The sequence below is a fragment of the Pseudomonas sp. LB3P93 genome (assembly GCF_054898025.1).
In genome coordinates this window covers 1,290,581-1,302,855 of sequence record NZ_CM142713.1, presented here as the reverse complement: position 1 = coordinate 1,302,855, position 12,275 = coordinate 1,290,581, and the positions used below count along the sequence as shown (strand labels likewise).

Here is a 12,275-nt window from a genome sequence, read left to right as displayed (position 1 = left end):
CGCGACCCTTATACGGCCATCAGGTCTTTTTCTTTCTGCGCCAGATTTGCGTCGATTTCAGCCACGTACTTCTTGGTCAAATCGTCGATCTCGCCAGTGGCACGACGCTCTTCGTCTTCGCTGATTTCTTTTTCCTTGACCAGATCCTTCAGCGAGCTGTTGGCATCGCGACGGATGTTGCGCACTGCAACACGGGCATCTTCAGCGACATCGCGAGCCTGCTTGGTGAAGCCCTTGCGGGTTTCTTCGGTCAGGGCCGGCATGGAGATCAGCAGCAACTCACCCAGGTTGGTCGGGTTGAGGTTCAGACCAGCGCTGCCGATGGCCTTGTCGACGGCACCCAGCATGTTGCGCTCAAAGGCAACGACTTGCAGGGTACGGGCGTCTTTGACGGTGATGTTCGCGACCTGCTTGATTGGAGTGTCGGAACCGTAGTACGGCACCATCACGCCTTCAAGAATGCTTGGGTGCGCCTGGCCGGTACGAATACGGCCGAAGTTGTGGGTCAGCGACTCCACGGATTTTTTCATACGCTCTTGAGCGTCTTTCTTGATTTCATTGATCATTGTTGGCCTTCCTCGATCAGGGTCCCTTCAGCGCCGCCATGCACGATATTCAGCAGGGCGCCGGGCTTGTTCATGTTAAAGACGCGCAACGGCATCTTGTGGTCGCGGCACAGGCAAATGGCCGTCAGATCCATCACACCCAGCTTGCGATCCAGCACTTCATCGTAGGTCAGATGATCGAACTTCTCGGCATGCGGGTCTTTGAATGGGTCAGCGGTGTAGACGCCATCGACCTTGGTCGCCTTGAGCACGACATCGGCGTCGATTTCGATCGCTCGCAAGCAGGCTGCCGAATCCGTGGTGAAGAACGGATTGCCGGTACCGGCCGCAAAGATCACGACTTCCTTGGCGTTCAGGTGGCGCATGGCTTTGCGACGATCGTAGTGATCGGTCACGCCAACCATGGAAATGGCCGACATTACGATGGCCGAGATATTGGCACGTTCCAGCGCATCGCGCATGGCCAGGGCGTTCATCACAGTGGCCAGCATGCCCATGTGGTCGCCAGTTACCCGATCCATGCCGGCCGCGCTGAGCGCTGCACCGCGGAACAGGTTGCCACCGCCGATCACCAGACCGACCTGAACACCGATGCCGACCAGTTGGCCGACTTCAAGCGCCATGCGATCCAGAACTTTCGGATCGATCCCGAACTCTTCCGAGCCCATCAGGGCCTCGCCGCTAAGCTTGAGTAGAATGCGTTTATAGCGAGCCTGATAACCACTGCCCTGCTGAGCCATTGCGAATCTCTCCTGCGGCGTATTTTAAAATTCTTTGCGAGCTGTTTACAGCTGGCGTTCACTCTAGCTTGGCGCTGCTTCAGCGCCATCGGAACATGGCTTTGTAAGCCAGTTCCAAAGGGAAACCAATTAAAAATTGGTGGCCCATCTGAAAAGAGGCTGCGCGCGTAAGCGGGCAGCCTCTTCAGGGCGACAGTTAAAAAACCGTCTTATTGCTTGGCGGCAGCCAGCTGGGCAGCAACTTCTTCAGCGAAGTTGTCGACCGGCTTCTCGATGCCTTCGCCTACTTTGAAGTAGGTGAAAGAAACGATTTCTGCACCGGCTTTCTTGGCCAGTTCGCCAACCTTGATTTCAGGGTTCTTGACGAACGCCTGTTCAACGAGGCTCGCTTCAGCCAGGAACTTGCTGATACGGCCTTTGACCATGTTTTCAACGATGTTTTCCGGCTTGCCGGCGATTTTGTCAGCGTTGAGGGTCAGGAAGACGCCTTTCTCGCGCTCGACCGCTTCAGCGGAAACTTCCGATGGCAGCAGGAATTCAGGGTTGGTGGCCGCTACGTGCATAGCGATGTCTTTGGCCAGCTCAACAGTGCCGCCTTTGAGAACAACCGCAACACCGATCTTGTTACCGTGCAGGTAACCACCAACTACATCACCTTCAACGCGAGCCAGGCGACGGATGTTGACGTTTTCGCCAACCTTGCCGACCAGAACCAGGCGATCAGCTTCTTGAGCTTCGATCAGCGGAGCAACATCAGTCAGCTTGTCAGCGAATGCTTTTTCAACGCTGGAAGCAACAAATGCCTTGAAGTCGTCCTGCAAAGCCAGGAAGTCGGTCTGCGAGTTCACTTCCAGCAGAACGGCGGTTTTACCGTCTTCTTTCAGAGCGATAGCGCCTTCAGCAGCTACGTTGCCTGCTTTCTTGGCAGCCTTGATGGCGCCCGAAGCACGCATGTCATCAATGGCTTTCTCGATGTCGCCGCCAGCCTTGGTCAAGGCCTTTTTGCAGTCCATCATGCCTTCGCCAGTACGCTCGCGCAGTTCTTTGACCAACGCTGCAGTAATCTCTGCCATTTCAAAATTCCTCTTGGATAGGTTTTCAACCATTCCACCCGATCGAACGGGCGATCAATTCTTCCCGAACCCACTTGTTAGCAGCTGCACGTTACAGAGGCTGTAGCTGCGCCGCTCACAAACGGTTTTCGAGGTGGCAAAAAGGGGGCCAAGCCCCCTTTTTGCTTACTGAGTCAACGCCAAGGCGTCAATTACTCAGCTGCAGCCGCCGGAGCTTCTTCAACGAACTGCTCGGTGCCACCAGCAACGTGGTTGCGACCGCGGATTACTGCGTCAGCCATCGAACCCATGTACAACTGGATAGCGCGGATTGCGTCATCGTTGCCTGGGATGATGTAGTCAACGCCTTCCGGGCTGCTGTTGGTATCGACTACGCCGATAACCGGGATGCCCAGCTTGTTGGCTTCGGTGATCGCGATGCGCTCGTGATCAACGTCGATAACGAACAGAGCGTCTGGCAGACCGCCCATGTCCTTGATACCACCCAGGGAACGATCGAGCTTCTCAAGATCGCGAGTGCGCATCAGCGCTTCTTTCTTGGTCAGCTTGGCGAAAGTACCGTCTTCGGCTTGAACTTCAAGGTCACGCAGACGCTTGATGGAAGCACGGATGGTTTTGAAGTTGGTCAGCATGCCGCCCAACCAGCGGTGATCGACGTACGGCGAACCGCAACGTGCTGCTTCTTCAGCAACGATCTTGCCAGCGGAACGCTTGGTGCCGACGAACAGAATCTTGTTTTTGCCCTGGGCCAGACGCTCTACGAAAGTCAGAGCTTCGTTGAACATTGGCAGGGTTTTTTCAAGGTTGATGATGTGGATCTTGTTACGCGCGCCGAAAATGTATTTACCCATTTTCGGGTTCCAGTAACGGGTCTGGTGACCGAAGTGCACACCGGCCTTCAGCATATCGCGCATGTTGACTTGGGACATGATAGTTCCTTAATAAGTCGGGTTTGGCCTCCACGTATCCCAATGACCAACCAGCAGCATCAGCTGAAGGCACCCAGGTCATCGTGTCGACACGTGTGTGGATTTAAGCCTTTCGGGGTATCCCCGGAAAGCGGCGCATTTTATATCACAGGGCTGCAAAAAACGGAACCCGGATTCTCAATTCCTGATGCGAGACTTCAACCGCGCCCTTGGAATCTCCCAAGAATGCGCCAATCTATAGAGAGAAGCGATGCACAGAGGCTCAGATTTGCGCTGATCGTCTGTTAGAATCGCGTTTTTCAGGGCCGCGAAGATCGATCGCGCAATGCCCATTTCGTTTGAACAAGCGCCATCGAGCGCAGAGAGAGCCTGTATGACCGTCACCCTCAAAACCCCCGAGGACATCTCGAAGATGCGTGTCGCCGGCAAACTGGCCGCCGATGTGCTGGAAATGATTGCCGAACATGTCAAGCCGGGCATCACCACCGAAGAACTGGACCGCATCTGCCACGACTACATCGTCAACGAGCAGAAAGCCATCCCTGCCCCGCTCAACTATAAAGGCTACCCGAAGTCGATCTGCACCTCGATCAACCACGTGGTCTGCCACGGCATCCCGAACGAGAAGCCGCTGAAGGATGGCGACACCCTGAACATCGACGTCACCGTCATCAAGGACGGTTTCCACGGCGACACCAGCCGCATGTTCCACGTCGGCACCGTGCCGGTCTGGGCCGAGCGCCTGTCGCAAATCACCCAGGAGTGCATGTACAAGGCCATCGAAATCGTCAAACCCGGCTGCCGCTTGGGCGACATCGGTGAAATCATCCAGAAACACGCTGAAAAGAACGGTTTCTCGGTGGTTCGCGAGTTCTGCGGTCACGGTATCGGCAAGGTGTTTCACGAAGAGCCGCAAATCCTGCACTACGGCCGCGCCGGCACCGGCATGGAACTGAAAGCGGGCATGACCTTCACCATCGAGCCGATGATCAACCAGGGCAAGGCCGACACCAAGGTATTGGGCGACGGCTGGACCGCGATCACCAAGGACCGCAAGCTGTCGGCCCAGTGGGAACACACCCTGTTGGTGACCGAGACCGGTTACGAGATCTTCACCTTGCGCGCCGATGACACCATCCCGCGCGTTTCGGCCTGATCCGAACCCAGGCAGCACCCAGCCTTATAGATAGATAGGAAAGCCAATCGATGCCGCAGGTGGATCCCGAACTCTTCGACCGCGGCCAGTTCCAGGCTGAACTGGCCCTGAAGGCAAGCCCGATCGCGGCCTTCAAGAAGGCGATCCGCCAGGCCCGCGAGGTGCTCGACGGGCGCTTTCGCAGCGGCCGGGACATTCGCCGGTTGATCGAGGATCGCGCCTGGTTCGTCGATAACATCCTGCAAAAGGCCTGGGAGCAGTTCAACTGGAGCGAAGACGCCGACATCGCGCTGGTCGCGGTCGGCGGCTACGGTCGCGGCGAGTTGCACCCTTATTCCGACATCGACCTGTTGATCCTGCTGGACAGCGCCGATCACGAAGTTTTCCGTGATTCCATCGAGCGTTTTCTGACGCTGTTGTGGGACATCGGCCTGGAAGTCGGCCAGAGCGTTCGCTCCGTGGACGAATGCGCCGTTGAAGCCCGCGCCGACCTGACGGTGGTCACCAACCTGATGGAAAGCCGCACCATCTGCGGCCCCGAGCGCCTGCGCCAGCGCATGCTCGACGTCACCAGCACCGCGCACATGTGGCCGAGCAAGGAGTTCTTCCTGGCCAAGCGTGCCGAGCAAAAGGCCCGTCACCACAAATACAACGACACCGAATACAACCTGGAACCCAACGTCAAAGGCTCGCCCGGCGGCCTGCGGGACATTCAGACGATTCTGTGGGTGGCCCGCCGCGAATACGGCACCCTGAACCTGCGGGCCCTGGCCGGCGAAGGTTTCCTGGTCGAAAGCGAAAACGCCCTGCTGGCTTCGTCCCAGGAGTTTCTGTGGAAGGTCCGGTACGCGCTGCACATGCTCGCCGGTCGCTCCGAAGACCGCTTGCTGTTCGATCACCAGCGTTCGATTGCCGGGCTGCTGGGTTTCGAGGGCGATGACGCCAAGCACACCATCGAAAACTTCATGCAACAGTATTACCGGGTGGTCATGAGCATTGCCCAGCTCAGCGACCTGATCATCCAGCACTTCGAGGAAGTCATCCTCGCCCCGGAAGACGAAGCGCCGCCGCAGCCGATCAATTCGCGGTTCCAGTTGCACGATGGCTACATCGAGGCGCGCAACGACAACGTGTTCCGTCGTACGCCGTTCGCCATGCTCGAGATCTTCGTGTTGATGGCCCAGCAGCCGGAAATCAAGGGCGTGCGTGCCGATACCATTCGTCTGCTGCGTGAGCACCGTCACCTGATCGACGACGATTTCCGCAATGACATTCGCAACACCAGCCTGTTCATAGAACTGTTCAAGTGCAAGTTCGGTATCCACCGCAATCTGCGCCGGATGAACCGTTACGGCATCCTTGGGCGTTATCTGCCGGAGTTCGGCTTCATTGTCGGGCAGATGCAGCACGACCTGTTTCACATTTATACGGTCGACGCCCACACCCTGAATCTGATCAAGCACCTGCGTAAGTTGCAGTACACCCAGGTGTCGGAAAAATTCCCGCTGGCCAGCAAGCTCATGGGCAAGCTGCCCAAACCCGAGCTGATTTACCTGGCCGGCCTGTACCACGACATTGGCAAGGGCCGGCACGGCGACCACTCGGAAATCGGCGCGGTGGATGCCGAAGCCTTTTGCCAGCGCCACCAATTGCCGGTATGGGACAGCCGCCTGATCGTCTGGTTGGTGCAAAACCACCTGGTGATGTCGACCACCGCCCAGCGCAAGGACTTGTCAGACCCGCAGGTGATCCACGATTTCGCACAAGCCGTCGCCGACGAAACCCGTCTCGATTATCTGTACGTGCTGACCGTTGCCGACATCAATGCCACCAACCCGACCCTGTGGAATTCCTGGCGGGCCAGCCTCTTGCGTCAGCTCTACACCGAGACCAAGCGCGCCTTGCGCCGCGGCCTGGAAAACCCGGTGGACCGCGAAATGCAGATCCGTCAGACCCAGAGCGCAGCCCTGGACATTCTGGTGCGCGGCGGTACCGATCCGGACGACGTCGAACAGCTGTGGTCGCAATTGGGCGATGACTATTTCCTGCGTCACACCGCCGGCGACGTCGCCTGGCACAGTGACGCGATCCTCCAGCAACCGGCCGATGGCGGGCCGCTGGTGTTGATCAAGGAAACCACCCAGCGCGAATTCGAGGGCGGCACGCAGATATTCATCTACGCACCCGACCAGCATGACTTTTTCGCCGTGACCGTGGCCGCGATGGACCAGCTCAACCTGAACATTCACGACGCCCGGGTCATCACCTCCAGCAGCCAGTTCACCCTCGACACCTACATCGTGCTCGACACCGACGGCGACTCGATCGGCGATAACCCGGCGCGGGTCAAACAGATCCGCGACGGCCTGACCGAAGCCCTGCACAACCCGGATGACTACCCGACCATCATCCAGCGCCGCGTGCCGCGTCAGCTCAAGCACTTCGCGTTTGCGCCACAGGTGACGATCCACAACGACGCTCAGCGTCCGGTGACGGTGCTGGAACTCAGCGCTCCGGATCGCCCGGGGCTGCTGGCCCGAATCGGCACGATCTTCCTCGAGTTCGACCTGTCGCTGCAGAACGCCAAGATTGCGACCCTCGGCGAACGCGTGGAAGACGTGTTCTTTATCACCGACGCCCACAATCAGCCGCTGTCCGACCCGCTGCTGTGCACCCGCTTGCAGGATGCGATCGTTGAACAGCTGAGCGTCAGTCAGGAACCCGATATCAAATTGTCCCGACTCAGCATCTGACCCAACAAATTTCCCCCTGGGGAGGTCAGCCCTTTGTAGGAGCCGGCTTGCTGGCGATGGCATCACTCCAGTGCACCTGACACACCGAGGTGATGCTATCGCCAGCAAGCCGGCTCCTACAGAGTGCAGGCCTCCACATTGAACGAGATCGACGATGAACAACGCTCTGAACCAGTTGCAGCCCTACCCGTTCGAGAAGCTCCGTGCACTGCTCGGCCGCGTAACGCCAAACCCGGACAAGCGCGCCATCGCGCTGTCCATCGGCGAGCCGAAGCATCGTTCGCCAAGCTTCGTCGCCGAAGCCCTTGCAGGCAATCTGGATCAGATGGCCGTGTACCCGACGACCCTCGGCATCCCGGCCCTGCGTGAAGCCATCGGCGCATGGTGCGAACGCCGCTTCAGCGTCCCGACTGGTTGGCTCGACCCGGCGCGCAACGTGCTGCCGGTCAACGGCACCCGCGAAGCGCTGTTTGCTTTCACCCAGACCGTGGTCAACCGTGGCGATGATGCATTGGTCGTCAGCCCGAACCCGTTCTATCAGATCTACGAAGGTGCAGCCTTCCTCGCCGGGGCCAAGCCTCACTACCTGCCATGCTTGGACGAAAACGGCTTCAACCCGGATTTCGACGCAGTTTCGCCGGACATCTGGAAACGCTGCCAGATCCTGTTCCTGTGCTCGCCAGGTAACCCCACCGGCGCGCTGATTCCGGTCGACACCCTGAAGAAACTGATCGCCCTCGCTGACGAATACGACTTCGTCATTGCCGCCGACGAGTGCTACAGCGAACTGTATTTCGACGAACAAACCCCACCGGCTGGGCTGCTCAGTGCCTGCGTCGAACTGGGCCGCAAGGATTTCAAGCGTTGCGTGGTGTTCCACAGCCTGTCCAAGCGCTCCAACCTGCCGGGCCTGCGCTCGGGTTTTGTGGCCGGTGATGCCGACATCCTCAAAGGCTTCCTGCTCTATCGCACCTACCACGGCTGCGCGATGCCGGTTCAGACCCAACTGGCCAGCGTCGCCGCGTGGAATGACGAAGTGCATGTACGCGCCAACCGTGCGCTGTACCGCGAGAAGTACGATGCGGTGCTGGAAATCCTCGGCCCGGTATTGGACGTGCAACGTCCGGATGGCGGCTTTTACTTGTGGCCGAATGTTGAAGGCGACGACGAGGCTTTCTGTCGAGATCTGTTTGTTGAAGAACACGTGACGGTGGTGCCGGGCTCTTATTTGTCCCGTGAAGTGGACGGGTTTAATCCTGGCGCAGGCCGTGTACGCATGGCGTTGGTTGCGCCGCTGGCTGAATGTGTAGAGGCAGCCGAACGTATTCGCGCGTTTATTACCCGCCAGCAGTAATCCATGAAGCCGTGCCAGTCAACCTGGCACGGCAACTTGTACTACCAGCATCCTACTTCAATAAAAACCAACCCTACCCCACCCTAAGACACCAAAGTTCTTACACTGCAAAATTGTGCATCCAGTGCAACACTCCGCAACTCTAACAACACCAAGTAACACACCCGCAAGTTTTCCACTTTACCAAATCCAATACCAACACTAGATTCTACTTCCTCAGAACAACGTGCACCCCCACTAACAAACAAGGAAGTTAAATCATGTGCTTCACAGCAACTTTGCCTATAACTGCATCCAAAGACTTCGAAGCCTCCTGCAACTTTGCAATTACAGCGCACACTCCTACTCAGGTTTTTCCAGGAGTAGCAGAATAATGTGGGCCAAGAAAAACCCTTCCAAATTCTGGACTCCCGGTCGCACGCTTCGCATTGCCTTTCTCAATGGCACCGAAGAATTCAAGACCGCGACCATCGCGGCAGCCAACAATTGGCTGCCGCACATCAATTTAAATTTCGAATTCGTGGAAGGTAAAGAAGGCGACATCCGCATACTTAGCGAGGAAGGAACGTTCTCGTCCACCGTTGGCACAGACGCACTGTTATCTACAGTTGAGCCGACAATGAGGCTCTGGCCACACGACCCCATCCACGCCCGTTATTTTGCAGCCAATGTAATGCATGAATTCGGTCATATGCTGGGGGCAGAACATGAGCAGACAAACCCGACAGCAAACATCCCCTGGAACACGTCAGCCATTTATGCAGGACATGGAATAACCGACACCCCTGAAGCAGACGACTACCAAGCCAAAGTGACGCGAGAAAGACTGCACCAATGGTACCTGGATCGCGCAGACCCCGACGCAAGCATCTATTCAGAGTACGACCGAAAGTCGATCATGCACTACAAAATCTACCAGGATTGGACCGAAGGCGACTTCCAGATTTTTCTCAATCTTGATCTCAGCGAAAAAGACAAGGCCTTCATGGCCAAGGCCTATCCGTATCCCGACAACGAATGAATCCACCGACTTTAAATTTGATGAGAACCAAAATGAGAAACACAAAGCCCTGCTCTATAATTCCACCAAAAGATCAAACTGCATCCTATATTGCAGCCATTACAGAAAACCCGAACAACGCCTCAAATAACGCTTCAAACGACGAAATATCCATATCAGGCATTGGTGACTACCAAAAATTATGGACACCTGGTCGCGTACTTAAAATTCGTTTTCTTGAAGATGTTTCGCCAAGCTTCTTACGAACCTTTTCCCAGGCAATTACCCACTGGATAAAACACGTAAATCTAAAATTCGTCATAGTGCCGAAGGGTTACGCAGACATCCGAATAACAACAGTCAGCGAACACAACAAATCGTTGATAGGCACCGACGCCCTGACTTTTGCTCAAAACGAAGCGACAATGCACCTAGAAACAACCCCAAGCGACGAATACTTTGAGTCAACCGTACTTCATGAGATGGGACACGCACTTGGCTACCTGCACGAGCACTTGCACCGAGACGCAACCATCCCTTGGAACCGAGAAAAAGTCTACGAACATTATTTCGAGCATTACGGATGGGACAAACAGCGCGTCGATGAAAACGTGCTGATGCCCTATTCGGGCGCGATAGTCGACACCGAATACGATAAGCACTCCATCATGCACTACGCGGTTGATAAAGAGCTGACCGACGGTGTCTGGGAAGTCAGCAAAAATACTGTACTGAGTGAACTGGATATAAAAATGGCGAAACGCACTTATCCGGAAGATCCGAACGATGTGCCCTGGAAGAATGTGTAATCGAGTTTCTTGATAATCGGGAGGTCGCTATCTGACCTGCCTCAGACTCGACTCGCTCAGATCCAGCTCACTCCACACCTGCCGCAGCACGTTATAGCCGTTCTGGTGATGACAGCTAAAGCCATACAAATCCTGGCGCTGCGCCCGCAGCGCTTTCAAGCGTAATCGCCGCAGCAGCAAATCAGCCGCGATACCCCAGTAAACTGACAGCATTGAAGTGCCATATTAGTCGCTTAGACTGCGGGCTGGCCGTTGCACCCATGTCGCACGCAATGGCGAACTGCTCGCTCTCACAGGGTTTGCGATGACTTAACGACCACGGCCGACGCGAAACCGTCCGGTCATGGCATAATCCGTCACCTTTAATTTCCAGCACCTGCAAAGGGGGCAATTCCTTGACCGTTTCAAGCAAAACGTTGCACCTTTTCGGCATCAAAGCCTGCGACACCATGAAAAAGGCGCGCACCTGGCTCGATGAACACGCTGTCGGCTATGACTTCCATGATTACAAGACGGCCGGAATCGACCGTGAACACCTGACCCAATGGTGCGATGAGCACGGCTGGCAAGTGGTGTTGAACCGTGCAGGCACGACCTTTCGCAAACTCGATGACGAACGCAAAGCCGATCTCGACCAAGCGAAAGCGATCGAACTGATGCTCGCACAACCCTCGATGATCAAGCGCCCGGTGCTTGATCTCGGTGACCGAACCCTGATTGGCTTCAAGCCAGATATCTACGCGGCAGCGCTCAAGTAAGCAGCCCGTTCCATTTTGTTAGAGGTATCAACATGTCCACTACTCTGTTCAGCCTGGCCTTTGGTGTCGGCACTCAAAACCGTCAAGGCGCATGGCTGGAAGTGTTTTACGCACAGCCACTGCTCAACCCGTCGGCCGAACTGGTCGCGGCCATCGCGCCGGTTCTGGGTTACACCGAAGGCAATCAGGCCATCGCATTCAGCACCGCTCAGGCCTCGCAACTGGCTGAAGCGCTGAAAGGCGTCGACGCTGCACAGGCTGCCTTGCTGACCCGTCTGGCCGAGAGCCACAAGCCGCTGGTCGCGACCATTCTGGCTGAAGACGCTCAGCTGACCTCCACGCCTGAGGCTTACCTCAAGCTGCATCTGCTGTCCCACCGTTTGGTCAAGCCTCACGGCCTGAACCTGGCGGGCGTGTTCCCGTTGCTGCCGAACGTGGCTTGGACCAGCCAGGGCGCAATCGACCTGGCCGAACTGGCCGAGCATCAACTGGAAGCCCGTCTGCGCGGCGAGCTGCTGGAAGTGTTCTCGGTAGACAAGTTCCCGAAAATGACCGACTACGTGGTTCCGGCCGGCGTCCGTATCGCTGACGCGGCACGTATTCGTCTGGGCGCCTACGTCGGCGAAGGCACCACCGTCATGCACGAAGGTTTCGTCAACTTCAACGCCGGCACCGAAGGCCCGGGCATGATCGAAGGCCGCGTTTCCGCTGGCGTGTTCGTCGGCAAGGGCTCGGACCTGGGCGGCGGTTGCTCGACCATGGGCACCCTGTCGGGTGGCGGCAACATCGTGATCAAGGTCGGCGAAGGCTGCCTGATCGGCGCGAACGCCGGGATCGGCATTCCGTTGGGCGACCGCAACACCGTTGAGTCGGGCCTGTACGTGACCGCGGGTACCAAAGTCGCGCTGCTGGACGAAAAAAATCAGCTGGTTAAAGTCGTGAAGGCCCGTGAACTGGCCGGCCAGCCTGACCTGCTGTTCCGCCGCAATTCGGAAACCGGTGCCGTGGAATGCAAAACCCACAAATCGGCGATCGAATTGAACGAAGCGCTGCACGCTCACAACTAAGCGCTACATAAACACCTGTGGGAGCGGGCTTGTGTGGCGAGGGAGCTTGCTCCCGCTCGGCTGCGAAGCA

11 protein-coding genes are annotated in these 12,275 nt (G+C 56.9%); 7 read left to right on the top strand and 4 right to left on the bottom strand.

Annotated elements, in window-relative coordinates; translation table 11 throughout:
• Window positions 1-8: 8 nt before the first annotated feature.
• The 4 genes from frr to rpsB all read right to left on the bottom strand — a co-directional run bounded on the left by frr (window position 9) and on the right by rpsB (window position 3,308).
• On the bottom strand, window positions 9-566 hold the full coding sequence (frr, locus tag ACYZT8_RS05650) for a ribosome recycling factor (RefSeq protein WP_338585033.1): 558 nt from the start codon (window positions 564-566) through the stop codon (window positions 9-11).
• Window positions 563-1,306 (bottom strand): UMP kinase, encoded by a 744-nt coding sequence (gene pyrH / locus ACYZT8_RS05645; RefSeq protein ID WP_003172271.1) that lies wholly within the window; start codon window positions 1,304-1,306, stop codon window positions 563-565. Before pyrH ends, frr begins: the two co-directional genes overlap by 4 nt.
• Window positions 1,307-1,515: 209 nt before the next feature.
• Window positions 1,516-2,379 (bottom strand): translation elongation factor Ts, encoded by an 864-nt coding sequence (gene tsf / locus ACYZT8_RS05640; protein WP_010462832.1) that lies wholly within the window; start codon window positions 2,377-2,379, stop codon window positions 1,516-1,518.
• 191 nt (window positions 2,380-2,570) lie between these two features.
• Window positions 2,571-3,308: a 30S ribosomal protein S2 gene (gene rpsB, locus ACYZT8_RS05635; protein WP_007907989.1), complete on the bottom strand. Its 738-nt coding sequence runs from the start codon at window positions 3,306-3,308 to the stop codon at window positions 2,571-2,573.
• 373 nt (window positions 3,309-3,681) lie between these two features.
• Here rpsB and map point away from each other — a divergent pair, with 373 nt between their 5' ends.
• The 7 genes from map (at window position 3,682) to dapD (ending at window position 12,205) form a co-directional block, all read left to right on the top strand.
• A complete protein-coding gene (gene map, locus ACYZT8_RS05630; protein WP_461979907.1) occupies window positions 3,682-4,464 on the top strand; it encodes a type I methionyl aminopeptidase in 783 nt (260 codons plus the stop codon).
• Between the two features lie 50 nt (window positions 4,465-4,514).
• Window positions 4,515-7,217 carry a [protein-PII] uridylyltransferase gene (locus ACYZT8_RS05625; protein ID WP_461979905.1) on the top strand — a complete coding sequence of 901 codons (2,703 nt, stop codon included), beginning with the start codon at window positions 4,515-4,517 and terminating at the stop codon, window positions 7,215-7,217.
• Window positions 7,218-7,371: 154 nt separating this feature from the next.
• Window positions 7,372-8,571 carry a succinyldiaminopimelate transaminase gene (dapC, locus tag ACYZT8_RS05620; protein WP_461979902.1) on the top strand — a complete coding sequence of 400 codons (1,200 nt, stop codon included), beginning with the start codon at window positions 7,372-7,374 and terminating at the stop codon, window positions 8,569-8,571.
• 373 nt (window positions 8,572-8,944) lie between these two features.
• Entirely contained in the window at window positions 8,945-9,592 is a 648-nt protein-coding gene (locus tag ACYZT8_RS05615) for a zinc metalloprotease (protein ID WP_461979900.1), read from the top strand.
• 32 nt (window positions 9,593-9,624) lie between these two features.
• Window positions 9,625-10,380 (top strand): M12 family metallopeptidase, encoded by a 756-nt coding sequence (locus ACYZT8_RS05610; RefSeq protein ID WP_461979898.1) that lies wholly within the window; start codon window positions 9,625-9,627, stop codon window positions 10,378-10,380.
• 449 nt (window positions 10,381-10,829) lie between these two features.
• Window positions 10,830-11,138 carry an arsenate reductase gene (locus ACYZT8_RS05605; RefSeq protein ID WP_461982373.1) on the top strand — a complete coding sequence of 103 codons (309 nt, stop codon included), beginning with the start codon at window positions 10,830-10,832 and terminating at the stop codon, window positions 11,136-11,138.
• A 32-nt stretch (window positions 11,139-11,170) separates the two neighbouring features.
• Entirely contained in the window at window positions 11,171-12,205 is a 1,035-nt protein-coding gene (dapD, locus tag ACYZT8_RS05600; RefSeq protein WP_200667793.1) for a 2,3,4,5-tetrahydropyridine-2,6-dicarboxylate N-succinyltransferase, read from the top strand.
• The last annotated feature ends 70 nt before the right edge of the window (window positions 12,206-12,275 follow it).